We start from the raw sequence: 25,167 nt of genomic DNA on the forward strand, positions 1-25,167 counted from the left end.
GTGATAGGGCTGGATGAAAATAATTTCGATTAACTGAAAATCGAGTTGTGGCAGATGACGTCTTCGCGAGCAGGCTCGCTCCCACAGGGGTAACGCATCCCAATGTGGAAGCGAGCCTGCTCGCGAAAGCTAAAGCTCAGGCACCACATTAATCAGGTTTGGTATCAGCCTTGGCTACGGTGACCCAAAATGGCGTGTGCTGTTCGATCTGCACCGGCAGGGTCGGCAGCAGGGCGCTCAAGGCTTTATCGGTGTCGTGCAACGGGAAGCTGCCGGTTATCCGCAAGTCAGCCACGTCCGGTGCCACACCCAAATACCCGCGTCGATAACGCCCCAACTCGTGCACCAGATCCCCCAGCCGCGCGTTATCGACCACCAGCATCCCGCGCGTCCACGCATCGGCGCCAGGGTTGAGCGCGACAATGGCGTCCAGTCCGTCATGGCGCAGCAGCACTTGTTGGCCTTCACGCAGGATCTGTTCTTCAGGGTTCGATTGCGTATGCGCAGCGACTGCCGACTGCAACACGCTCAGGCGCGTCCTTTCTTCTTCGCGCTTGACCATGAAACGCGTGCCCAATGCACGCATGCTGCCCTCGCGTGTTTCCACAATGAATGGCCTCGCGTCACCGTGGCCGGTTTCGACGAGGATTTCGCCTTCCTGCAAAACAATCAGGCGTTGCTTGTCATCGAAGCGCACATCCACGGCGCTGTGGGTGTTTAGGTTGAGCACGGTACCGTCGGCCAGGCGCACGGTGCGCTGTTCGCCAGTCGCAGTACGCTGATCCGCCAGCCAGTAATCCAGCGGCAGATAACGATCGCCCGCAAAAAGTGCCAGCCCCACCACCGCCACCACGCTGGCCAATCCGCTGCCCAGCTTGCGCACTCGACGACGAATGCCTTCGCGCGATTGCAGCAAGGCGCTGCGGGCTGGCCCTTTGGCCACGCTGAAACGCTGATCGAGCATGCCCAATTGGCGCCATGCCCGGGCATGTTCTTCATGGGCCGCGTGCCATTTGGCGAATTCCTCGCGCTCCAGCGGGCTGCTCGAATCGAGCGTCAGCTGCCAGGCAATCGCCGCGTCCAGCACATGCGCCGGTACAGGTCTGGAACTGGCCGGGCTCATGTCGGCTCACCGTACAGGGCGATGTAGCACTGACGAATCCCTTGCGCCAGATACTGGCGCACACGCGGTACCGACACGCCGAGCTTCTCGGCGATCTCGGCATGGCTGAGGCCGTCGAGGCGGTTATAAAGGAAAGCGGCGCGGGCCTTGGTCGACAGTTTGCCGAGCAGACGGTCGATGGCTTTGAGGTCTTCGAGGATCAGTTGCTGTTCTTCCACCGATGGCTGTTCGCCTTCGGGAATCAGCATCAGTTCGGTGAGGTAGGCCTGTTCCAGCGCGGCACGGCGGAAGTAATCGAACAGCAGACCCTTGGCGATCGCCACCAGGAAAGCCCGGGGCTCGCGCGGCGATGGCAGTTCATCGCGACCGAGCAGACGCACGAAGGTGTCCTGACTCAGATCTTCGGCACGTTGCGGACACGCCACATTGCGCCGCAGCCACGCCAGCAGCCAACCGCGATGGTCGCGATACATCGCACCGACGAGCTCACTGTGAGGGCTTGGGACTGACGACACCAGACGCACCGATTGGGAAATGTTAACCAACGAGAATTGTTCGCGATTCTGGCAGAGGTGGGAATGGTTAGCAATTGGCCACTGGTCGGGTGGGAGGGACGCAGCTCCTTCGGGGGTTAGAAAGAGTGGGTTTGTTGCCTGCGCTTCCATTGACTCAACCGCTGCTGCAAATTCAGCGGGCTATGAATCTGCTGCCCCCGCGCCCGACTGAACAGGATCAACGCCAGCTCCGCCGTCGCCAGCGCATCGGCACTCGCATTGTGCCGCTCGAACACTTCAAGCTTGAACCAGTCGATCCACTCATCCAGCCCGGCCTCGCGAATGTTCGCCTGCGGGCACACCAGCGGTGCAATATCCGCGACATCCAGAAACGTCTGCTGCAACTTGTATCCCAGGTGCTCCTTCAGCGCCCGCCCAAGCATGTGCTGATCGAACGGCGCATGAAACGCCAGCACCGGGCTGTCACCGACAAACTCCATGAACTCCAGCAATGCCTCGGCAGGTTCGCTGCCAGCGGCAATCGCATTCGGCCCCAGCCCATGAATCAACACGCTGGGGCTGAGCTTCAATTCACGACATTGCAGCGTGCGTTCGAACTGCTGGCTGAAATCGATCGCGCCGTCCTCGATCACCACCGCGCCAATCGACAACACTCGATCCTTATTCATATTCAGCCCGGTGGTTTCCAGATCCAGCACCACCCAGCGCTGTTCGCGCAGGCTGCATTCGCCCAGTTCACTGATCGCTGGCAGCTTGGTCAGACGCTGCTGCAAATCCACCGGCACCACCGGATTGGCGGGACGCAACCACGAGAACAGGCTCATAGCTGATACCGCAAGGTCAGGCTGCTTTGCAGGCGCTGAGCCTGACGCAGGGATTCGCGCAGGATGCGTCGGTCGAGATGATTGAGGCTGTCGGGATCGACACGATTGGAATACGGCAGATTTTCCCGGGTCTGGAGCTGATGCTGCTGCATGCGCGTCTGCTGAATGAAGTGGTACGCCTCTTCATACGCGGCGCCGTCCAGTCGCTCGATGACTTCTTTTTCCACGAGTTGGCGGAAGCGTTCAAGGGTGTTGTTGCTGTCGATGCCGTTGGCCAGCGCGAGCAGGCGCGCGCCATCCACGAACGGCGTCAGGCCCTGGACTTTCAGATCCAGTGTGGCTTTTTCACCGTTCTTGCGCGCCAGCACGAACTCGCGGAAACGCCCGACCGGCGGGCGATTGCGCAAGGCGTTGTCGGCCATCATGCGTTGGAACAAACGGTTGTCGCCGACCTGATCGAGAATCCCCCGGCGCAATTGCGCGCAGCCCTGTTCATCCCCCCAGACCACCCGCAGATCGAAATAGATGCTCGAGCCCAGCAGGTTCTCCGGCGTTGCCTCGCGAATAAACGCTGCAAAGCGCCGCGCCCACTCCGCCCGGGACAGACACAGCTCCGGGTTGCCGGCCATGATGTTGCCCTTGCACAGGGTGAAGCCGCACTGCGCCAGGCTCTGGTTGATCTGCTGCGCGATGGGCAGCAGCTTGCCGCGAATTTCCGCCGCGTGCGCGGCATCGCGGGCGTCGAACAGAATGCCGTTGTCCTGATCGGTGTGCAGCGTTTGCTCGCGCCGGCCTTCGCTGCCGAAACACAGCCAACTGAACGGCACGCCGGGATCGCCTTTTTCGGCGAGGGTCAGTTCGATCACCCGGCACACGGTGTGATCGTTGAGCAGGGTGATGATGTGGGTGATCTGCGTCGACGACGCGCCGTGGGCGAGCATGCGTTCGACCAGTTGGCCGATCTCGCCGCGCAGGGTTACCAGTTGTTCGACGCGCTGGGCGCTGCGAATCGTGCGGGCCAGATGCACCAGATCGACCCGCTGCAAGGAAAACAGATCTCGCTCGGACACCACGCCGCACAGGCGCTGATCCTTGACCAGACAAACGTGGGCGATGTGCCGTTCGGTCATGGCAATCGCTGCGTCGAAGGCGCTGTGATCCGGCGAAAGATAGAACGGCGCACGGGTCATGTGGCGTTCAATGGCTTCGCTGAAATCGTCCACCCCTTCGGCCACCACATGGCGCAGATCTCGCAGGGTGAAAATCCCCAGCGGCGCCTTGTGCTCATCCACCGCGACGATGCTGCCGACCTGCTGCTCGTGCATCAATTTCACCGCTTCACGCAACGGCGTTTCAGGGCTGCATGTCACCGGGTGTCGCATTGCCAGCTCGCCGAGGCGGGTATTCAGTGAATACTGGGTGCCGAGGGTTTCCACGGCTTTTTGCTGGACTTGCTGGTTGACCTGATCGAGCAGGCTGCTGACCCCGCGCAAGGCGAAATCGCGAAAGGTGTTGGACAGGGCGAACAGCTTTATGAATGCCAGTTTGTTCAGTTGCAGACAAAAGGTATCTTCCCCGGCCAGATGCTCGGTGCGCGTTGCCCGCTCACCCAGCAACGCGGCGAGGGGGAAGCATTCGCCGGTGGTGATTTCAAACGTGGTTTCGGTGCCACCCTTGGCCGTGTGCGGACGCTCGCCGACAACGCGGCCCTGTTTGACGATATAGAAGTGTTCAACCGGGCCATCGGCGGGTTTGATGATGCTCTCGCCCTGGCCGTAGAAGCGCAGCTGACATTGCTCCACCAGATAGGCGAGGTGGGCGTGTTCCATCTGATTGAAGGGCGGGAAGCGCTGGAGGAATTGCAGAGTGCCCTGAATGTTCTGCAACACCGCGGTTTTCCCTGCCTGGGTGAAGGCGTCCGCTTTACTCATAACCATTACCGCAGTCTTTTTCGAATTGTTGTTGTCGGATCGTTGCAGCCATGGTCGACCCCTCTGGCCGGGGTGCCCATTGGACGTAAGTCTAGGTTTGCCATGCCGTTGAGCACATTTGGGAAGAACCCTACAAAAACAGTCGGAAATTCGACCGCTTGGCTATTGGAAAAAAATCCGACGAAGTGCACATTGAAGCTCTGCCTGGCGATGTCTGACGACTGTGCCAGGTGATTGATTTGAAAACGTAGAGAACGCCATGCCCGACCACGATATTTTGAGCGACGCCGAGCGCGAAGCACTCAGCGCTGTGATGCTCGAACCTGATCTGCCTCCGCAGCGAGTCCTGATCGTCGATGACGACAAGGATGCCCGGGAGCTGCTCTCGGAGATTCTGGCGCTCGACGGCATTCGCTGCATGACCGCTGCCAGCGGTGAAACCGCACTGAAGATGTTGGCCGAGAAACCCTCGATCGGGCTGGTGATCACTGATCTGCGCATGGGCAATGTCGATGGCCTGGATCTGATTCGTCAGGTGCGTGAATCGGTAAGGGCGGCGCTGCCGATCATCATCGTTTCCGGCGATGCCGATGTAAAAGACGCCATTGCGGCGATGCACCTGAGCGTGGTGGATTTTCTGCTCAAGCCGATTGATACGGCCAAGTTGCTCGGTCTGGTCAAACATGAATTGGGTATTGAGTCTGCTAGCCCCTCACCCTAGCCCTCTCCCAAAGGGAGAGGGGACTGACCGCGGTGGATGTGCAAGGTACACCGAACTGAAATTCCTCAGTCGAACTCCGGTTTTGCAAAGCACAAAGATCGGCTCCCTTTCCCCCTCGCCCCCAATGGGGGAGAGGGTTGGGGTGAGGGGGATCGATCTAAAGTCCTCCACAAATCCCCCACACCGCACAAACAAAAAAGCCCTGATCTCTCGATCAGGGCTTTTTCATGTCCGGCATTCAGCGCAAGTTAAAGGCCGTTGGCCTTCTTGAACTCGCGACGACGACGATGCAGCACCGGCTCGGTGTAACCGTTCGGCTGTTTGGTGCCTTCGATCACCAGTTCGACCGCCGCCTGGAAGGCGATGTTGCTGTCGAAGTTCGGTGCAAGCGGGCGGTATAGCGCGTCGTTGGCGTTCTGACGATCCACCACCGGCGCCATGCGCTTGAGGCTTTCCATCACTTGCGCTTCAGTCACGATGCCGTGGCGCAGCCAGTTGGCGATGTGCTGGCTGGAGATGCGCAGCGTGGCACGGTCTTCCATCAGGCCGACGTCATTGATGTCCGGCACTTTCGAGCAACCCACGCCCTGGTCGATCCAGCGCACCACGTAACCAAGAATGCCCTGGGCGTTGTTGTCCAGTTCGTTCTTGATCTGCTCCGGCGTCCAGTTCGGATTGACTGCCAGCGGGATGGTCAGGATGTCGTCCACCGAAGCGCGGGCACGTTTGGCCAGTTCGGCCTGACGGGCGAACACGTCAACCTTGTGGTAGTGCAACGCGTGCAGCGCGGCGGCGGTCGGCGATGGAACCCAAGCGGTGTTGGCACCGGCCAGTGGATGGGCGATTTTCTGTTCGAGCATCGCGGCCATCAGGTCGGGCATCGCCCACATGCCTTTACCGATTTGCGCACGACCTTGCAGGCCGGTGCTCAGACCGATATCGACGTTCCAGTTCTCGTAGGCGCCGATCCACTTCTCGGCCTTCATGTCGGCTTTGCGCACCATCGGGCCGGCTTCCATGGAGGTGTGGATTTCGTCGCCAGTACGGTCGAGGAAACCGGTGTTGATGAATACCACGCGCTCGCTGGCGGCCTTGATGCAGGCCTTGAGGTTGACCGTGGTGCGGCGCTCCTCGTCCATGATCCCGACTTTCAGTGTGTTGCGTTTCAGGCCCAGCACGTCTTCGATGCGGCCGAACATCTCGTTGGTGAACGCCGCTTCTTCCGGGCCGTGCATCTTCGGTTTAACGATGTAGACGGAACCGGTGCGGGTGTTCTTGCGCGAGGTGTTGCCGTTGAGGTTGTGCATGGCCGCGAGGCAAGTGATCAGACCGTCGAGGATGCCTTCCGGCACTTCGTTGCCTTGGCTGTCGAGGATCGCGTCTATGGTCATCAGGTGACCGACGTTGCGCACGAACAACAGCGAGCGACCATGCAGCGTCACTTCACCGCCATCGACTGTGGTGTAGCTGCGATCCGGGTTCATGGTGCGGGTGAAGGTCTGGCCGCCCTTGGCGACTTCTTCCGACAGATCGCCCTTCATCAGGCCGAGCCAGTTACGGTAGATCACCACTTTGTCATCGGCATCGACGGCGGCTACGGAGTCTTCGCAGTCCATGATGGTGGTCAGCGCCGCTTCCATCAGGACGTCTTTGACGCCGGCTGCGTCGGTCTGGCCGACCGGGGTGCTGGCGTCGATCTGGATTTCGAAATGCAGACCGTTGTGTTTCAGCAGGACTGCGATTGGCGCGTTGGCGTCGCCCTGGAAACCGATCAGTTGAGCGTCGTCACGCAGGCCGCTGTTGCTGCCGCCCTTGAGGGTGACAATCAGTTTGCCGTCAGCAATTTTGTAGCCGGTGGAGTCGACGTGGGAGCCGGCGGCCAGTGGCGCGGCTTCGTCGAGGAAAGCACGGGCGAAGGCGATGACTTTATCGCCGCGCACCTTGTTGTAGCCTTTGCCTTTTTCCGCGCCACCTTCTTCGCTGATCGCGTCGGTGCCGTAGAGGGCGTCGTACAACGAACCCCAGCGGGCGTTCGAGGCGTTGAGGGCAAAGCGAGCGTTCATCACCGGTACAACAAGTTGCGGGCCGGCGGTACGGGCGATTTCGTCATCGACGTTTTGCGTCGTTGCCTGGAAATCGGCCGCTTCTGGCAGCAGATAACCGATTTCTTGCAGGAAGGCTTTGTAGGCCACGGCGTCGTGTGACTGACCGGCACGGGACTGGTGCCAGCCGTCGATACGGGCCTGGAAGTCATCGCGTTTGGCGAGTAGGGCTTTGTTCTTCGGTGCCAGGTCGTGAATGACCTTGTCGGCACCTTCCCAGAATTTTTCGGCGGTGAGGCCGGTACCGGGAATGGCTTCGTTGTTCACGAAGTCGAACAGGACTTTGGCGACCTGCAGGCCACCGACTTGAACGTGTTCAGTCATTGCTTGCCTCACTCTGCTCAGCTATTTCGCTTTTCAGCTCTTCAATTTGACAATGAAGCCTCTGGCCATTTAAACCACAAACCTTCCGACCAGTACATGCCATCGCTGGCGGCTGGGCTGGGACCAATCAACGGCTTGGGGCCTTGATGACGGGGCTTTCAGGGTTGCGAACATGCCTTGGGCAGACATCGATTCAGCGTTATGTAGTGCGTGCCGAGGCATACTACATGATGAGTTGCGCTTGTGAAAATCAGACTAATTACGTCGTTCTGCGACCACATGACGCATTGCGGTCACAGCGCGGAACGGGATGTTCTCAAAAAACCATTGGATTGTTCCAGCTAAATATAAAAAGTTGTACACGATTTGTTGTTTCGAGCGTCTGAGGCGACAGTCCATCCCTTGCCTATACTTGCCCTTCTATAACAAAAGTCATGACAAGAGGGCTGCGCCATGGACCATCTCGTACTCACCGTCTTCGCTCCGGACAAGCCCGGGCAGGTCGAGCGCATCGCCCAATGCATCGCCGAACATGGCGGTAACTGGCTGGAAAGCCGCATGTCGCGGATGGCCGGGCAGTTCGCCGGGATTCTTCGAGTGGGCGTACCGGCGGAGGCTTACGACGAATTAGTCGATTCCCTACAAGCGCTGTCGGCTCACGGCATTCGTGTGTTGATCGCTGAGAGCGGGATCGAGCAATCCTGCACCTGGAAACCAATCGCCATGGAGTTGGTGGGCAATGATCGTCCGGGAATTGTTCGCGACATCACTCGGCTGCTGAGCGAGCAGGGCGTCAACCTCGAACGGCTGATAACCGAAGTGCGCCCGGCACCGATGAGCAGCGAGCCGTTGTTCCACGCCGAAGCGATTCTCGCGGTGCCGCTGACGCTGTCGCTGGATGTGCTGCAATCGCGCCTGGAAACTCTGGCTGATGATTTGATGGTGGAACTGGTGTTACGCACAGACGTTTGAGCGGAGTCAGGTTATCCAGTTTAAAGGTGAGCCTGCCTGTGGATAACCTGTAGAGACTGATCGCCAGCCCACGTTGGCCGTGGCTTTGCTTAAGTTGATCAAAAAACCGCCAACATTCAGTGACTTGCGCACAAACGGCGGGGATCACGCTGTGGATAACCTTGGGAAGGAACGATGCAGGCCACGAGAACCGTGGCCTGTGAGGGTTTGTACGTTTTTTGATCAGGTGCGGCGGCGTAAACTTATCCACGCATCGACGCTGTACACGGCCAGACCGGCCCAGATAAACATGAACGCGATCAGCGTGCTCGACGACAAGTGCTCGCCGAACAGCAGCACCGCTTGCAACAACACCAGCGTCGGCGCGATGTATTGCAGGAAGCCGATGGTGGTATAGGGCAGGTGCCGGGTGGCGGCGTTGAAGCACACCAGCGGTACCAAAGTCACAGGGCCGGCCGCGACCAGCCACCAGGCTTGCGACGTTGTCCAGAATTCCGGTTGAGCGCTGGTCGCGGTCTGATTGAACAGCAACCAGGCGATGGCGATAGGCACCAGCATCCAGGTTTCCACCACCAGCCCCGGCAACGCCTTGACCGGCGCCTGCTTGCGGATCAAGCCATAGAAACCGAAGGTCAACGCCAGCACCAGCGACACCCACGGCAGACTGCCGACCTGCCACACCTGCTGCGCCACACCGACCGCCGCCAGCCCTACCGCGAGCCACTGCATACGCCGCAGACGCTCTCCAAGAATCATCATCCCCAGCAACACGTTCACCAGCGGGTTGATGTAGTAACCGAGGCTCGCTTCAAGCATGCGCCCGTTGTTCACCGACCACACATACGTCAGCCAGTTGGCGGCGATCAGCGTGCCGCTCAACGCCAGAATCGCCAGACGCTTGGGGTTGTCGAGCAATTCGCGCAACCAGCCCGGGTGCTTCCAAACCATCAACAGCAGCGCGCCAAACAGCGCCGACCACAGCACCCGATGGATGATGATCTCGACCGCCGGCACTTCGGCGATGGCTTTAAAGTAAATCGGGAACAGGCCCCAGATGATGTAGGCACTCAGACCCAGAATGTACCCGCGACGCGGGTTGGCGGCTTGCATGCAGAATCCTTGCTTAGGCAGCTAACAAAGCAGGGATTGTAAGGAGGTTGTATAGATGTGTCGTGTCAGAAAGGAAAAAGATCGCAGCCTTCGGCAGCTCCTACAGGGGAAATGTATTCCAGAGTAGGAGCTGCCGAAGGCTGCGATCTTTTGATCTTTAATCAGAAAAGTTTCAGCGGCTCTTCATTGAGTGCCGACAGTTGCTCACGCAACGCCAGCACCTGATCGCCCCAATAACGCTCAGTCCCGAACCACGGAAAGCTGTGCGGGAACGCCGGGTCATCCCAGCGCCGCGCCAGCCAGGCGCTGTAGTGCATCAGGCGCAACGCGCGTAGCGGCTCGATCAGCGCCAGTTCGCGCGGATCGAAATCGTGGAATTCGTTGTAGCCGTCCATCAGTTCCGACAATTGCCCCATGCATTCCTGCCGGTCACCGGCAAGCATCATCCAGATGTCCTGCACCGCCGGGCCCATGCGGCAGTCGTCGAGGTCGACGATGTGGAACATCTCGTCGCGGCACATCATGTTGCCGGGGTGGCAGTCGCCGTGCATGCGGATGTTCTGGTGCGGTGTGGCGGCGTAGACGTCTTCCACGCGCTTGAGCAGGTCACGGGCGACGGACTCGTAGGCCGGCAGCAGGCTTTTGGGGATGAAGTTGCCTTCGAGCAAAGTGGTCAGCGAGGCATGGCCGAAGTTTTTCACGCCCAGCGCTTCGCGGTGTTCGAAGGGCTTGGTCGCGCCGACCGCATGAATGCGCCCGAGCAACTGGCCGAGGCGATACAACTGATCAAGATTGCCCGGCTCTGGCGCCCGACCGCCACGGCGGGGAAACAGGGTAAAGCGGAAGCCGGCGTGCTCGTGCAGGGTTTCGCCGTTGTGGATCAGCGGCGCGACCACCGGGATCTCGACGTCGGCCAGTTCAAAGGTGAACTTGTGTTCTTCGAGGATGGCTTCGTTGGTCCAGCGCTGCGGACGATAGAACTTGGCGATCAGCGGTTCGGAGTCTTCGATACCGACCTGATAGACGCGGTTTTCGTAGCTGTTGAGCGCCAGAATGCGCGCATCGCTCAGGAACCCGATGCTTTCGACGGCATCGAGTACGAGGTCTGGTGTGAGGGTTTCAAACGGGTGGGCCATGCTGACTCCTGCGCGCAGCAGGCTGCCGCGTCCGGCCCAGCATGGTAGCGCAGATGGCAGCGGGGAAGTTGGTTGGTGTCTTTGCTGACGCCATCGCTGGCAAGCCAGCTCCCACATTTGGAATGCGATCCCCTGTGGGAGCGAGCCTGCTCGCGAAAACGGTCTATCAGGCGCCGACGATTCCGCCATCTTCTCGGCTAATCGCCATCACCGAAGACCGCGGCTTGCCATTCGGCAAGTGCTCAGGGAAGGTCGACCCGCCGTTCTCTCCCGGATGCTGGATCCCGACAAACAACGTCTTCTGATCCGGCGAGAAGCTGATCCCGGTCACTTCACAACCAATCGGCCCGACCAAGAACCGGCGAATCTCCCCGGTCTTTGGATCGGCGCAGAGCATCTGGTTGTTACCCATCCCGGCGAAATCCCCGGCATTGCTCGAATCGCCGTCAGTGAGAATCCACAACCGCCCAGCCTTGTCGAAACCCAGACCATCGGGGCTGTTGAACATGTTTTTCGGGGTGATATTCGACGAACCAGCCTTCGGCGTGCCGCCATGCACGCCCGGGTTGCCGGCGACCACGAACAAATCCCATGAGAACGTCTTCGACGCATGATCGTCGCGGTCGGTGCGCCAGCGCAGAATCTGCCCATAGACGTTCTTCTCGCGCGGGTTCGGCCCGCCGACCGGTTGGCCGTCCTCGCCACGTTTGGCGTTGTTGGTCAGGGTGCAATAAACCTGGCCGTCTTTCGGACTGACCACGATCCATTCCGGGCGGTCCATGCGCGTGGCGCCAACGACACTGGCAGCGAGGCGCGCGTGGATCAGCACTTCGGCCTGATCGGCGAAACCGCTGCTGGCGTCGATGCCGTTCTTGCCGTGGGTCAGTTCGATCCACTGGCCCTGGCCTTTCGGGTGGTCGGGATTGCTGTCGCCGTTATCGAACTTCGCCACGTACAGCGTGCCGTGATCGAGGATGTCGCGGTTGGCTTTGGCGTTGCGGTGGTTGATGCGGTCGCGGCTGACGAACTTGTAGATGAACTCGCCACGCTCATCGTCGCCCATGTACACCACGGCGCGGCCGTCGTCAGTTTCGGCCAGAGCAGCGTTTTCATGCTTGAAGCGGCCCAGCGCGGTGCGTTTGACCGGGGTCGATTGCGGATCGAACGGGTCGATCTCGACCACCCAGCCGTGACGGTTGAGTTCGTTAGGGTTTTTGGCCATGTCGAAGCGCGGATCAAACGGATGCCAGTTGATCTCGCGGCTGGCGGCCGAGACGCCGTAGCGTTTCTGCGCCGGGTCGAACTGCTGCTGGGCGTTGCTGCTGCCGAAGCAGTCGGTGAAGTTCTCTTCGCAGGTCAGATACGTGCCCCACGGGGTTTTACCGTTGGCGCAGTTCTGGAACGTACCGAGGACTTTTTTGCCGTGCTTGTCGGCACTGGTTTTCATCAAGTCATGGCCAGCGGCCGGGCCACCGATGCGCAGCGGCGAATTGCCGTGGATGCGACGGTTGTAGCGCGAGCCCTGGACGAACTGCCACTGACCGTTTCTGCGCTGCACTTCAATCACCGACACGCCTTCGCAGGCCAGCGCCTTGCGCACGTCTTCGGCCGATTGCGGCATGCCGCCGTGCGGGTAGAGGTAGCGGTAGTTGGTGTATTCGTTGTTGATGGCCATCAACGCGCGGTTTCTGTCGTCGGGGAATTCGAACAGGCTCATACCGTCGTTGTTGTCGCCGAACTGCACTTCCTGTGCGGCAGCGGTGCCATTGCCGCTCGGGTCGAAAGCCGGGCCGTTCTTTTGCAACGGCTGGCCCCAACTGATCAACACCGAGGATTTGTAGCCCTTGGGCAGGCTGATGACGTCGGTGGTCGCCGCCGGAATGCTCTCGAAGCCGAGCAAACGGCTGTTGCCTGCGCTGACACCCGCAGCCAGTGCGCTGCGGGTCAGCAGGTTGCCACCGAGAAACATCGCTGCGCCGCACAGCGCACCGGCGCTGATGAAACCGCGACGGCTGAGGCCGACCATTTTTTCCAGATCAGTGGATTGGTTTTCTTCTAATAGGCTCACATCAGGCTCCCTGCTAGGTTTTGGCAGCTACCTTAATGAGCGTCGATGACGCTTTCGTTGCAGGGCAGATTAAAGCGGTGTGCCGATCAGCACGTTGGACGGCGAAAACTGCACCTGCACCGGTTGTTCGACGGTCAGCCCGCGAGTGCGCAAATCGATCGGCTCGGCCAGCGCGCAGAGGGTGTGGCCGTTGGGCAGGGAGATACGCACTTCGCTGGGGCCGTCTTCGGCGTCGAGAATCGCTTCGATGGTGCCCTTGAGAAGATTGTGTCCGGACGTTGCCGGTTGATCGCTGGCGAGCAATTCGAGCCAGCCGGCCTTGATCAGCGCCACCACTTCGGTGCCGTTTTGCAGCTCCAGATGCAGGGTGCTGTCGTGGGTGATTTGCGCGTCAAGGCACAGGCCCTCGGCCAGTTGCAGGCGGATCAGGTCATTGCGTCCCTGGCTTTCGATCGCCACGACTTTGCCGTGCAACTGGTTGCGCGCGCTTGTGCGCAGCATCAAGCGACCGAGCAGATCGAGGTCGCTGGCATCTTCAGCTGCTTCCAGCACTTGGGCCTGCAAGGCTTGCAGCTTTTGATAGAGGCGCAACACCCGCTCGCCTTCGCTGGACAGTCTGGCGCCGCCGCCACCCTTGCCGCCGACCGCACGTTCGACCAGCGGTTTCTGCGCCAGGTTGTTCAGCTCATCGATAGCGTCCCACGCCGCTTTGTAGCTCAGGCCTGCGCTTTTCGCAGCACGGGTGATCGAGCCCTGTTCGGCGATATGTTGCAACAGGGCAATACGCTGCGGACGGCGGACGATGTGCTGGGACAACAGGGTGGGCAGGGACATGAATGGATGCTTTTTTTGCTGTGGCTGTGGGAGTTGAAGTTGGCCGCTTGCGACGCGCGAGTCAAGCTGGACAAAGATCCCTGTAGGAGTGAGCCTGCTCGCGATAGCGGTGGATCAGCCACCATGGATGTTGGCAGTGATGACGCTATCGCGAGCAAGCTCGCTCCCACAGGTTTTTGTAGTGTCCTTGGGTCAGGTGGCATCCCCCGGTTTTGGAGTGCGCGCCAGGCAATACACGTCGACCCTTGCAGCGCCTGCATCCCTTAGCAATCGAGCGAGAGCCCGGGTGGTCGCTCCAGTGGTCAGCACATCATCAATCAACGCCAGATGCCGGCCTTTGACGTCTGCATCCGGCGCCAGACCGAAGGCACTACGCAGATTTTGCTTGCGCGCCTTGGCATCGAGTTCCTGCTGGGCGTTGGTGTCCTTGATTCTTCGCAGTACGTTTTCATCGCACGGCAAATCCAACTGCCGGCTCAACCACCGCGCCAACATCGCCGCTTGATTGAACCCACGCTGACGCAGACGTTTGCTGGCCAGTGGCACCGGCAACAACATATCCGGGCGCGGCAAATCTTCATCGAAGCGATATAGCAGGTATTGTCCGAGAACGTCGGCGAGCAGGTGACCAAACGGCCATTTTGCGTTGTGTTTAAAGCGCGTAATCAAACTGTCCACCGGGAAGCCATAAAGCCAGGGTACGGCAACCTGTTCGAACGCCGGCGGCTCTAGCAGGCACTCGCTACAGGTCAGGCCCGCTGCGGGAAGTGGCAGGGCGCAGGTCTGACAGTGGTCGCCGAGCCAGGGCAATTCGGTTTCGCAGGGGACGCAGATTGGCGTTTCTGCTTCTACCGGCTCATCGCACAGCAAACAGGTCTGTACGTTTTTTAAACAGATGTAAACCTGTCCTTCGTATCGTGGTTGACAGCGCATGACTCTTCCTTAAATATGCCGAACATCCGTGTAGCGCCTGTGGGTATTCCGTTTACCCACACGCCAGCCAAGCATAACCAAGGAATTACCCATGAGCGCGAGCACCACCGCCACCCTGCGTCACGATTGGTCATTGGCCGAAGTCAAAGCACTCTTCGTACAGCCATTCAACGACTTGCTGTTTCAGGCACAGACGGTGCACCGCGCCCATTTCAACGCCAACCGCGTTCAGGTTTCCACACTGCTATCGATCAAGACCGGCGCCTGCCCGGAAGACTGCAAATACTGTCCGCAGTCCGGTCACTACAACACTGGCCTGGAAAAAGAAAAGTTGATGGAAGTGCAGAAAGTCCTCGAAGAGGCTGCCCGCGCCAAAGCCATCGGCTCGACCCGTTTCTGCATGGGCGCGGCGTGGAAACATCCGTCGGCCAAAGATATGCCTTACGTGCTGAAGATGGTCGAAGGCGTGAAAGCCATGGGCCTGGAAACCTGCATGACCCTCGGACGTCTCGATCAGGACCAGACCGAAGCGCTGGCCAAGGCCGGTCTTGATTACTACAACCACAACCTCGACACCTCGCCTGAGTTCTACGGCAGCATCATCACCACCCGCACATACAGCGAGCGCCTGCAAACCCTGGCCTACGTGCGTGAATCGGGGATGAAGATCTGCTCCGGCGGCATTCTCGGCATGGGCGAGTCGCTCGATGATCGCGCCAATCTGCTGATCCAGTTGGCCAACCTGCCGGAGCATCCGGAATCGGTGCCGATCAACATGCTGGTGAAAGTCGCCGGTACGCCGCTGGAAAATGCCGAAGACATCGACCCGTTCGACTTCATCCGCATGCTCGCCGTGGCGCGCATCCTCATGCCGCAATCCCATGTGCGCCTGTCCGCCGGCCGCGAAGCGATGAACGAACAAATGCAAGCCCTGGCGTTTTTCGCCGGTGCCAACTCGATTTTCTACGGCGACAAGTTGCTGACCACCGCCAACCCGCAGGCGGACAAGGACATGCAACTGTTCGCGCGCCTGGGCATTCAACCGGAAGCTCGTGAAGAACATGCCGATGAAGTGCATCAGGCTGCCATCGAGCAGGCGTTGGTGGAGCAGAAGAGCAGCGAGCAGTTCTACAACGCCGCGGTGTGAATTTTTTGATGCGATACAAACCCCTGTAGGAGCTGCCGCAGGCTGCGATCTTTTGATCTGGTTTTAAAAACCAAAGTCGAAAGATCGCAGCCTGCGGCAACTCCTACAGGAGGATATTTTTCAAATTGTGAGGCCTGCATGTCTTTCGATCTCGCCGCACGCCTTGCTGCCCGCCGTGCCGAAAATCTCTACCGGCAGCGACCGCTGCTCGAATCCCCCCAAGGACCTGAAGTAGTGGTCGACGGTCAGCCGTTGCTGGCGTTCTGCAATAACGACTACCTGGGCCTGGCCAATCACCCGCAAGTCATCGAAGCCTGGCGCGCCGGTGCCGAACGCTGGGGCGTGGGCGGTGGTGCGTCGCACCTGGTGATCGGCCACAGCGGCCCGCATCACGCCTTGGAAGAAGCGCTGGCCGATCTCACCGGTCGCCCGCGTGCGCTGCTGTTTACCACCGGTTACATGGCCAACCTCGGGGCGGTCACGGCGCTGGTCGGGCAGGGCGACACGGTGCTGGAAGACCGGCTCAATCATGCCTCGTTGCTGGATGCCGGGTTGTTGTCCGGCGCACGCTTCAATCGTTACCTGCACAACGATGCCGACAGTCTGGCCAAGCGCCTGGAGAAAGCCACCGGCAATACATTAGTGGTCACCGACGGCGTGTTCAGCATGGACGGCGATATTGCCGATTTGCCGGCGCTGGCCCGTGAGGCCAAGGCCAAAGGCGCGTGGCTGATGGTCGACGATGCGCATGGTTTCGGCCCGCTGGGCGCCAATGGAGGTGGCATCGTCGAGCACTTCGGCTTGAGCCAAGACGATGTGCCGGTGCTGGTCGGCACCCTCGGCAAAGCCTTCGGCACTGCCGGCGCGTTTGTCGCCGGCAGTGAAGAGCTGATCGAAAGCCTGATCCAGTTCGCTCGGCCCTACATCTACACCACCAGCCAGCCGCCGGCACTGGCCTGCGCAACGCTGAAAAGCCTTGAATTGCTGCGCAGCGAACACTGGCGACGCGAGCATTTGCAGACGTTGATCCGCCAGTTCCGCCACGGCGCCGAACAGATCGGTCTGGAGCTGATGGACAGCTTCACGCCGATCCAGCCGATCATGATCGGCGACGCTGGTCGCGCGGTGCGTCTGTCGCAAATGCTGCGTGAGCGTGGGCTGATGGTCACTGCAATCCGTCCGCCGACCGTACCAGCTGGCAGTGCACGACTGCGGGTGACCCTGACCGCCGCCCACAGCGAGGCGCAGGTACAGCTATTGTTGGAAGGACTGGCCGATTGCTTTGCGCAACTGTCGTCGGAGCCAAGCCATGCGTGATCGCCTGATTCTGCTGCCGGGCTGGGGCCTCGGTGTTTCGCCGATGGAACCCTTGGCCGCCGCATTGCAAGGCCTCGACGAACACCTGCATGTCGAGATAGAGCCGTTGCCGGAGCTCGATTCCAGTGATTTGAACGATTGGCTCGATGAACTCGACGAGCGCATTCCTCAAGACGCGTGGCTCGGCGGTTGGTCGCTGGGTGGCATGCTCGCCTCCGAATTGGCGGCGCGTCGGGGCGATCGGTGCTGCGGTTTGCTGACGCTGGCGAGTAATCCTTCTTTTGTCGCCCACGAACAATGGCCGAGCGCGATGCCCGGCGAGACATTCGATGCGTTTCTTGCCGGATGTACAGCTGATCCCCGGATGACCCTCAAACGATTTTCTTTGCTGTGTGCCCAAGGCGCGCAAGACCCGCGTGGCTTGTCACGGCTGTTACTAGGCGCTGCTCCCAGTGCTGCGCCGGCAACACTGATGGCCGGGCTGGAGCTGCTCGCGCAACTGGACACGCGCGAAGCCTTGCAGGCGTTTCGCGGCCCGCAGTTGCATCTGTTCGCCGGGCAGGACGGATTGGTGCCGGCAGAGGCGGCGGGCGAATTGTTCGCCCTGTTGCCGGATATCGAAATTGGTCTGATCGAACAGGCCAGCCATGCGTTTCTTCTGGAAGACCCCCATGGAGTGGCGGGTGCAATCCAGGCTTTTTTACATGAGTGCGGTGATGACTGATTTGTCCCTTGTTGCGCTGCCCGGTGGCTTGCCTGACAAGCGCCAGGTCGCGGCCTCTTTCTCCCGCGCGGCGGCCAGCTACGACAGTGTCGCCGAGTTGCAACGTGATGTCGGTACACAGTTGCTGCAGCGCTTGCCGATGGATTTTGTACCGGCGCGTTGGCTGGATATGGGTTGCGGCACCGGTTATTTCACTCGCACATTGGCCGAGCGTTTTGCCGATGGACAAGGGCTGGCGCTGGATATCGCCGAGGGCATGCTTGAGCACGCTCGTCCGTTGGGCGGCGCTGAGCATTTCATCGCCGGTGATGCGGAACGGCTGCCGTTGCAGGATTCGACCTGCGATTTGATCTTCTCCAGCTTGGCGGTGCAGTGGTGTGCGAATTTCGATGCGGTGCTCAGCGAAGCTTTTCGCGTGCTGAAACCGGGCGGTGTTTTCGCGTTTGCTAGTCTTTGTGTTGGAACGTTGTACGAATTGCGTGACAGCTGGCGTCAGGTCGATGGCCTGGTACACGTCAACCGCTTCCGCGAGTTCGCCCGTTATGAACAGTTGTGTGTGGCCAGTGGTTTGCGAACAGTGAGTCTGGAGAAGCAGGCGCATGTGCTGCATTACCCCGATGTGCGCAGTCTGACCCATGAATTGAAGGCATTGGGTGCGCACAATCTGAACCCCGGGCGCCCGGGTGGATTGACCGGGCGTGCGCGGATTCTGGGGTTGGTCGAGGCTTACGAGCAATTCCGTCAGGCACAGGGACTGCCGGCGACTTATCAAGTGGTTTATGCCGTGTTGGAGAAACCCGTATGAGCGCAGCCTATTTCATCACCGGAACGGACACCGACGTCGGCAAAACCACCGTCGCTGCTGGATTACTGCACGCGGCGCGCTCGGCAGGCTTGAGCACAGCGGCGGGCAAACCGGTCGCCTCCGGTTGCGAAGTGACGCCCAAGGGTTTGCGTAACGCCGATGCATTGGCGCTGTTGGCCGAGTGCTCATTGCCACTGAGTTATCAACAGGTCAATCCGGTGGCGTTCGAACCGGCGATTGCGCCGCATCTGGCGGCGCGCGAGGCGGGTGTCGCGCTGACGGTGCAATCGTTGTTGGCGCCGATGCGCGAGATTCTGGCGATGAATGCCGATTTCACTTTGATCGAAGGCGCGGGCGGCTGGCGGGTGCCGCTGGCGGATCAGGATAATCTTTCGGATCTGGCCATTGCGCTGAAGCTGCCGGTGATTCTGGTGGTCGGCGTGCGGTTGGGTTGCATCAGTCATGCGCTGCTGACGGCCGAGGCGATTGCCCGGGATGGCCTGCAACTGGCGGGTTGGGTGGCGAATATCATCGATCCGAAGACATCGCGACTGGAGGAAAACCTGGCAACACTGGCCGAGCGGATTCCGGCGCCGTGCCTGGGGCGGGTGCCGAAATTGAAAGCGATGAGCGCTGAGGCCGTGGCTGAACATTTGCAACTGGATCTGCTCGACTAAGCTTTTGCCTATGAGCGGGCACTGTGCCATTAGTGTTTTTGACGGGTGTTTTTCTGGCGCCTCTGTTTCAATGGCGGCAATTGATCCTTCCCAAGGATGAGAACTGTTATGGAAATCTCCGGTAACACAGCTTTTTATGCGGGTTTGAGCTCCATTCAGACCGGGCAGAATCGTGTCGATCAGGCAGCCAGCCAGATCGCCAATAACACCATCGAACGTTCAGTCACCAGCCAGTCTTCCGAAGTACAGGTTGATCGTCTGCGTGGCGTGGATCGCAGCCAGCAGTCAGATTTGGCCAGTAACATGGTCGAGATGTCTCAGGGCAAGATTCAGGCAGAGCTGGGTGTGAAAGTCGCCAAAGCATCCGATGAAATGCTTGGCACGATCATCGACACGTTCGCCTGATTTTTTAAGCTCCGTGCATGTTAAACGCCGCGCCTTGTCGCGGCGTTTTTCGTTCTAAGTCCCTCTATCTCAACTAATCTTTTTTTATCGCCCTTGGCTCGATCGAGCCAAGGGCGGTTTGTTGTGTCCGGCGTTTGAAAAATGCGATGACGAACGGCAAAAGATCGACGCTTGACAAGATTTCGGCGTAAACGTATGTTTCAAACAACTGTTTGACCGTCACAACAAATCAACACGGTCGTTCATTCCCGGTTACATCAGCAGAGGTTTATCGCTATGCCTGACTACAAGGCCCCCTTGCGTGATATTCGCTTCGTTCGTGACGAACTGCTCGGCTACGAAGCGCACTATCAGAGCCTCCCGGCTTGCGCAGACGCAACTCCGGACATGGTTGACGCCATTCTCGAAGAAGGCGCCAAGTTTTGTGAGCAGGTACTGGCGCCGCTGAACCGCGTGGGCGACATCGAAGGGTGCACCTGGAGCGAGTCCGGCGTGAAAACCCCGACTGGCTTCAAAGAGGCTTACAAGCAATTCGTTGAAGGCGGCTGGCCAAGCCTTGCCCATGACGTCGAGCACGGCGGTCAAGGTCTGCCTGAGTCGCTGGGTCTGGCGGTCAGCGAAATGGTTGGCGAAGCCAACTGGTCGTGGGGCATGTACCCAGGCCTGTCGCACGGCGCGATGAACACCATCTCCGAGCACGGCACCCCTGAGCAGCAAGAAGCCTATCTGACCAAACTGGTTTCCGGCGAGTGGACCGGCACCATGTGCCTGACCGAACCGCACTGCGGCACCGACCTCGGCATGCTGCGCACCAAGGCCGAACCTCAGGCCGACGGTTCCTACAAAGTTTCCGGCACCAAGATCTTCATCTCGGCCGGTGAACACGACATGGCCGACAACATCGTCCACATCGTACTGGCCCGCCTGCCGGACGCACCGGCTGGCACCAAAGGCATTTCCCTGTTCATCGTTCCAAAGTTCATGCCGAATGCCGATGGTACCGTTGGTGCGCGCAATGCTGTGACCTGCGGTTCGCTGGAACACAAGATGGGCATCCACGGCAACGCTACTTGCGTGATGAACTTCGACGGCGCCACCGGTTACCTGATCGGCCCGGCGAACAAAGGTCTGAACTGCATGTTCACCTTTATGAACACCGCACGTCTGGGCACCGCGCTGCAAGGTCTGGCCCACGCCGAAATCGGCTTCCAGGGCGGCCTGAAATACGCTCGCGATCGTCTGCAAATGCGCTCCCTGACTGGCCCGAAAGCGCCGGACAAAGCCGCTGACCCGATCATCGTGCACCCTGACGTACGCCGCATGCTGTTGACCATGAAGGCATTCGCCGAAGGCAACCGTGCGATGGTGTACTTCACCGCCAAACAGGTCGATATCGTCAAATACGGCGTGGACGAAGAAGAGAAGAAGAAAGCCGACGCACTGCTGGCCTTCATGACTCCAATCGCCAAAGCGTTCATGACCGAAGTCGGTTTCGAAGCCGCCAACCACGGCGTACAGATCTACGGCGGCCACGGCTTCATCGCCGAGTGGGGCATGGAGCAGAACGTCCGCGACAGCCGCATTTCGATGCTGTACGAAGGCACCACCGGCATCCAGGCACTCGACCTGCTTGGCCGTAAGGTGTTGATGACTCAAGGCGAGGCTCTGAAAGGCTTCACCAAGATCGTCCACAAATTCTGCCAGACCAACGAAGGCAACGAAGCCGTCCAGGAATTTGTTACTCCGCTGGCTGCACTGAACAAAGAATGGGGCGAGCTGACCATGAAGGTCGGTATGGCTGCCATGAAAGATCGCGAAGAAGTCGGCGCGGCCTCCGTGGACTACCTGATGTACTCCGGTTACGCCTGCCTGGCCTACTTCTGGGCCGACATGGCGCGTCTGGCAGCCGAGAAGCTGGCAGAAGGCACTGGCGATGCGGCGTTCTACACCGCCAAGCTGCAAACCGCGCGCTTCTACTTCCAGCGCATCCTGCCGCGTACCCGTACACACGTGGCAACCATGCTGTCGGGCGCCAACAACCTGATGGACATGAAAGAAGAAGACTTCGCACTGGGCTACTAAGTCCCAGGGAGGTTTTCACAGCCGCTGTTCCTTCGGGGACAGCGGCTTTTTCATGCCTGATGAAAAATTGTTTAAGCGATGAAAATTCCCCACTAAAACGCTAAGAAAAGCGGTTTTCCTGCCGTTAAAGAGGCTTCGATGTGACGCACGTCACACCGCATGTGCTTAACTGCTCAAAATGCAGGCACAATGCCATCTTTTGCCGGGTCGGAGTCCTACCCCTTGCCGCGTTCTTCCGCTGTACGTTTCAGCCATTTCATACCTTCACTGCTGTTGTTGCTCGCGGGGTTGGCGGCTGCGTACGTCAAAGACCTCAACGTGTTTTTCACGTCCCTGTTTAACGTACTGCCCACTCTGGTGCTGCTGTTGGGTGGCGCTTACTGCGCGGTTTACCGACGTCAGCGCGAACTGTTTCTGATGCTCACGGTGTACATCGCCTACTTTCTGCTCGATACCCAGACCGACTATTACCGCGACAACGGCAAAGTGCGCGAAGACGCCGCGGTGGTGTTCCATCTCGTCTGTCTGCTCCTGCCGTTGTTATTCGGGTTATTCGCCGCGTGGCAGGAGCGCACCCACCTGTTTCAAGACATGGTCGCCCGGTTTGCCGTGCTGCTGGCGTTCGGCAGCGTGGCGCTGGGGCTTGAGCAAAGTTACCCACAGGCGCTGCTGATGTGGCTTTCGGAGATCCGCTGGCCGGCGCTGCACGGCGCGTGGATGAGCCTGATCCAGTTGTCTTATCCCGTTTTTATCTCGGCATTCCTGCTGTTGGCGTGGCAATACTGGCGCAACCCGCGTCCGTTGCACGCGGCGCAATTGGTCGGGTTGCTCGGCGTGTTCTGGATGCTGCCGAAAACCTTCATCCTGCCGTTTACCCTGAACATCATGTGCAGCCAGGTGATGTTGATGATCGCCGCCGCCGTTGCACACGAGGCTTATCAAATGGCCTTCCGCGACGAACTCACCGGTCTGCCGGGACGTCGCGCGCTCAACGAACGCATGCAGCGTCTGGGCCGCAACTATGTGCTGGCGATGAGTGATGTCGATCACTTCAAGAAATTCAACGACACCCACGGCCACGATGTCGGTGACCAGGTGCTGCGTCTGGTCGCCAGCAAACTCTCCAAAATCAGTGGAGGCGGTAGGGCGTATCGCTATGGCGGTGAGGAATTCGCCCTGGTGTTTGCAGGCAAAACCCTTGAGGAGTGCATGCCGCACTTGGAGGTAATCCGCGAGTCGATCGCGTCCTACAACATTCAACTGCGCAACCAGGAAAACCGCCCGCAGGACGATCAGCAAGGTCGTCAGCGTCGCGCAGGTTCCGGTGCTTCCAGCGTTTCGGTCACTGTCAGTATCGGCGTCGCCGAACGGATAGAGCAGCGCAACCCCGAACAAGTCCTCAAGTCCGCGGACGAGGCGCTCTACAGCGCCAAGGGCGCGGGACGTAACTGCGTGGTGGCGTTCGGGCAAAACCGCCGTGGCGCGGTACGCATGGACTCCGCCGCAGGTTGAGTGATGACGGCGCATTCAGCGTCTGGACAGTGATTGTGGGGCGTGGTGGCCGGCAGTAGGTTGAAGAAATCTGCTGACGGAGAAGCCACCATGCCCGACTACAAAGCTCCCCTGCGCGACATGCGCTTTCTGATCGACCACGTCTTCGACTTCCACGGCAACTACGCCGCCCTCGGCGCCCACGACGCCAGCCCGGACATGATCAACGCGATCCTCGAAGAGGGCGCCAAGTTCTGTGAGAACGTTCTGGCACCGCTCAATCGTAGCGGTGACGAAGAGGGCTGCCATTTCGACAACGGTGTGGTGACAACGCCTACAGGCTTCAAGCAAGCCTTCGCACAATACGTCGAGGGCGGCTGGCATGGTCTGGCAGCGGATCCGACCTACGGTGGCCAAGGTCTGCCGAGTTCGCTGGGGCTGGTGATCAGCGAAATGGTCGGCTCCAGCAACACCTCTTGGGGCATGTATCCGGGCCTGACCCACGGTGCGATGTCGGCGATACACGCCCACGGCACCGAAGATCAGAAAACCACTTACCTGAGCAAACTCACGGCCGGCCAATGGACCGGCACCATGTGCCTGACCGAAGCCCATTGCGGCACTGATCTGGGCATCATCAAGACCCGCGCCGTGCCTCAAGCCGACGGCAGTTATGCGGTCACCGGCAGCAAGATTTTCATCTCTGCCGGCGAGCACGACATGAGCGACAACATTATCCATCTGGTATTGGCCAAGCTGCCGGACGCGCCGGCGGGCACCAAGGGGATTTCACTGTTCATCGTGCCGAAATACCTCCCGGATGCTGTGGGCGAGGCGGGTGAACGCAACGGCGTTTCCTGTGGTTCGATCGAACACAAGATGGGCATCAAGGCTTCAGCTACTTGCGTGTTGAACTTCGACGGCGCCAAAGGATTTCTGATCGGCGAGCCGAATAAAGGCCTGAACTGCATGTTTACCATGATGAACCACGCGCGGCTCGGCACCGGCATGCAGGGTTTGTGTCTGGGTGAAGCGAGTTTCCAGGGCGCGATCAAATACGCCAACGACCGTTTGCAGATGCGTGCCCTGACCGGTGCCAAAGCCCCGGATAAACCGGCCGACCCAATCATCGTTCACCCCGACGTGCGGCGCATGCTGCTGACCATGAAAGCCTTCAACGAAGGCAACCGCGCGCTGACTTACTTTACCGCTCAACTGCTCGATACCGCGCACCTGAGCAGTGATGCCGATGCGCGTCAGGAGGCCGAAGACTTGCTGGCGTTCCTTACGCCGATCTGCAAGGCCTTCATGACCGACACCGGGCTGGAAGTGACCAACCACGGCATGCAGGTGTTCGGCGGCCATGGCTTCATTCGTGAATGGGGCATGGAACAGTTGGTTCGCGATTGTCGGATTGCGCCGATCTACGAAGGCACCAATGGTATTCAGGCGCTGGATCTGCTCGGGCGCAAAGTGCTCGGCAGTCAGGGCAAGCTGCTGCGCGGTTTCACCAAAATCGTCCACAAGTTCTGCGCGGCGAATGCCGGGCATGCGCAACTAGGCAGTTTTGTTGCGCAGCTCAACGACCTCAACCAGCAGTGGGGCGACCTGACCATGAAGGTCGGCATGGCGGCGATGAAGAATCCGGACGAAGTCGGTGCCGCGTCGGTGGATTACCTGATGTACAGCGGCTACATCATCCTCGGTTATCTGTGGTTGCGCATGGCGCTGGTGGCGCAGGCGCAACTGGAGGCGGGCGAGGGCGATGGGGATTTCTGCCGGGGCAAACTGGCGACGTGCGAGTTTTATTTCAAGCGGTTGCTGCCAAGAACGGCTGCGCACCGTGCGGCGATTGAGGCGGGGAGTGATTGCTTGATGAAGCTGCCGGCCGAAATGTTTGCGCTTTAAGGAAGATCAAAAGATCGC

At 59.7% G+C, this 25,167-nt stretch carries 21 protein-coding genes; 11 read left to right on the plus strand and 10 right to left on the minus strand.

Features of this window, described 5'->3' with window-relative positions:
• Positions 1–148: 148 nt before the first annotated feature.
• From IAI51_RS24265 to IAI51_RS24280, 4 genes are all read right to left on the minus strand, one after another.
• On the minus strand, positions 149–1,123 hold the full coding sequence (locus tag IAI51_RS24265; protein ID WP_187680774.1) for a FecR domain-containing protein: 975 nt from the start codon (positions 1,121–1,123) through the stop codon (positions 149–151).
• On the minus strand, positions 1,120–1,596 hold the full coding sequence (locus IAI51_RS24270; protein ID WP_222944273.1) for an RNA polymerase sigma factor: 477 nt from the start codon (positions 1,594–1,596) through the stop codon (positions 1,120–1,122). Before IAI51_RS24270 ends, IAI51_RS24265 begins: the two co-directional genes overlap by 4 nt.
• Before the next feature lie 158 nt (positions 1,597–1,754).
• Positions 1,755–2,462, minus strand: coding sequence for a PolC-type DNA polymerase III (locus IAI51_RS24275; RefSeq protein WP_187680776.1), 708 nt, complete (start codon positions 2,460–2,462; stop codon positions 1,755–1,757).
• Positions 2,459–4,399 (minus strand): DUF294 nucleotidyltransferase-like domain-containing protein, encoded by a 1,941-nt coding sequence (locus IAI51_RS24280; protein ID WP_187680777.1) that lies wholly within the window; start codon positions 4,397–4,399, stop codon positions 2,459–2,461. The genes IAI51_RS24275 and IAI51_RS24280 overlap by 4 nt, the downstream gene beginning before the upstream one ends.
• A 253-nt stretch (positions 4,400–4,652) precedes the next feature.
• Between IAI51_RS24280 and IAI51_RS24285 the strand changes: the two genes are divergently transcribed.
• On the plus strand, positions 4,653–5,114 hold the full coding sequence (locus IAI51_RS24285; RefSeq protein WP_187680778.1) for a response regulator: 462 nt from the start codon (positions 4,653–4,655) through the stop codon (positions 5,112–5,114).
• Between the two features lie 248 nt (positions 5,115–5,362).
• On the opposite strand, the gene IAI51_RS24290 is transcribed toward IAI51_RS24285, so the two are convergent.
• Positions 5,363–7,540 (minus strand): malate synthase G, encoded by a 2,178-nt coding sequence (locus tag IAI51_RS24290; protein ID WP_187680779.1) that lies wholly within the window; start codon positions 7,538–7,540, stop codon positions 5,363–5,365.
• A gap of 453 nt (positions 7,541–7,993) precedes the next feature.
• Between IAI51_RS24290 and IAI51_RS24295 the strand changes: the two genes are divergently transcribed.
• Positions 7,994–8,512, plus strand: a complete 519-nt coding sequence (locus tag IAI51_RS24295; protein ID WP_187680780.1) for a glycine cleavage system protein R — start codon at positions 7,994–7,996, stop codon at positions 8,510–8,512.
• 222 nt (positions 8,513–8,734) lie between these two features.
• Here the strand turns inward: IAI51_RS24295 and rarD are convergent, their stop codons facing one another.
• The 5 genes from rarD to IAI51_RS24320 form a co-directional block, all read right to left on the minus strand.
• Positions 8,735–9,622 (minus strand): EamA family transporter RarD, encoded by an 888-nt coding sequence (gene rarD, locus IAI51_RS24300; protein ID WP_187680781.1) that lies wholly within the window; start codon positions 9,620–9,622, stop codon positions 8,735–8,737.
• Between the two features lie 161 nt (positions 9,623–9,783).
• Positions 9,784–10,758: a serine/threonine protein kinase gene (locus IAI51_RS24305; RefSeq protein ID WP_187680782.1), complete on the minus strand. Its 975-nt coding sequence runs from the start codon at positions 10,756–10,758 to the stop codon at positions 9,784–9,786.
• A gap of 166 nt (positions 10,759–10,924) precedes the next feature.
• On the minus strand, positions 10,925–12,826 hold the full coding sequence (locus IAI51_RS24310; protein ID WP_187680783.1) for a PhoX family protein: 1,902 nt from the start codon (positions 12,824–12,826) through the stop codon (positions 10,925–10,927).
• A 69-nt stretch (positions 12,827–12,895) separates the two neighbouring features.
• Positions 12,896–13,660 (minus strand): TOBE domain-containing protein, encoded by a 765-nt coding sequence (locus IAI51_RS24315; RefSeq protein ID WP_187680784.1) that lies wholly within the window; start codon positions 13,658–13,660, stop codon positions 12,896–12,898.
• A gap of 192 nt (positions 13,661–13,852) precedes the next feature.
• On the minus strand, positions 13,853–14,593 hold the full coding sequence (locus IAI51_RS24320; protein ID WP_187680785.1) for a ComF family protein: 741 nt from the start codon (positions 14,591–14,593) through the stop codon (positions 13,853–13,855).
• A gap of 91 nt (positions 14,594–14,684) precedes the next feature.
• Between IAI51_RS24320 and bioB the strand changes: the two genes are divergently transcribed.
• The 9 genes from bioB (at position 14,685) to IAI51_RS24365 (ending at position 25,149) form a co-directional block, all read left to right on the plus strand.
• A complete protein-coding gene (bioB, locus tag IAI51_RS24325) occupies positions 14,685–15,740 on the plus strand; it encodes a biotin synthase BioB (RefSeq protein WP_064388191.1) in 1,056 nt (351 codons plus the stop codon).
• A gap of 138 nt (positions 15,741–15,878) precedes the next feature.
• Complete coding sequence (gene bioF, locus IAI51_RS24330; RefSeq protein WP_187680786.1) at positions 15,879–17,057, plus strand: 8-amino-7-oxononanoate synthase; 1,179 nt, start codon at positions 15,879–15,881, stop codon at positions 17,055–17,057.
• The gene (locus IAI51_RS24335; protein ID WP_187680787.1) at positions 17,050–17,781 is read left to right on the plus strand and encodes an alpha/beta fold hydrolase; all 732 of its coding nucleotides are present in this window, start codon (positions 17,050–17,052) and stop codon (positions 17,779–17,781) included. The genes bioF and IAI51_RS24335 overlap by 8 nt, the downstream gene beginning before the upstream one ends.
• On the plus strand, positions 17,774–18,586 hold the full coding sequence (gene bioC, locus IAI51_RS24340; RefSeq protein WP_187680788.1) for a malonyl-ACP O-methyltransferase BioC: 813 nt from the start codon (positions 17,774–17,776) through the stop codon (positions 18,584–18,586). The genes IAI51_RS24335 and bioC overlap by 8 nt, the downstream gene beginning before the upstream one ends.
• Positions 18,583–19,263 (plus strand): dethiobiotin synthase, encoded by a 681-nt coding sequence (bioD, locus tag IAI51_RS24345; protein WP_187680789.1) that lies wholly within the window; start codon positions 18,583–18,585, stop codon positions 19,261–19,263. Before bioC ends, bioD begins: the two co-directional genes overlap by 4 nt.
• A gap of 108 nt (positions 19,264–19,371) precedes the next feature.
• Positions 19,372–19,668 (plus strand): pyrroloquinoline quinone biosynthesis protein PqqE, encoded by a 297-nt coding sequence (locus tag IAI51_RS24350; protein WP_187680790.1) that lies wholly within the window; start codon positions 19,372–19,374, stop codon positions 19,666–19,668.
• 276 nt (positions 19,669–19,944) lie between these two features.
• Positions 19,945–21,750 (plus strand): phenylacyl-CoA dehydrogenase, encoded by a 1,806-nt coding sequence (locus IAI51_RS24355; RefSeq protein ID WP_187680791.1) that lies wholly within the window; start codon positions 19,945–19,947, stop codon positions 21,748–21,750.
• Between the two features lie 222 nt (positions 21,751–21,972).
• Positions 21,973–23,262, plus strand: coding sequence for a GGDEF domain-containing protein (locus IAI51_RS24360; RefSeq protein ID WP_187680792.1), 1,290 nt, complete (start codon positions 21,973–21,975; stop codon positions 23,260–23,262).
• A gap of 90 nt (positions 23,263–23,352) precedes the next feature.
• On the plus strand, positions 23,353–25,149 hold the full coding sequence (locus IAI51_RS24365) for an acyl-CoA dehydrogenase C-terminal domain-containing protein (RefSeq protein ID WP_187680793.1): 1,797 nt from the start codon (positions 23,353–23,355) through the stop codon (positions 25,147–25,149).
• Positions 25,150–25,167: the final 18 nt, after the last annotated feature.

It is taken from the genome of Pseudomonas sp. N40(2020) (assembly GCF_014472415.1).
In the GTDB taxonomy this organism is placed as follows: Bacteria; Pseudomonadota; Gammaproteobacteria; order Pseudomonadales; family Pseudomonadaceae; genus Aquipseudomonas.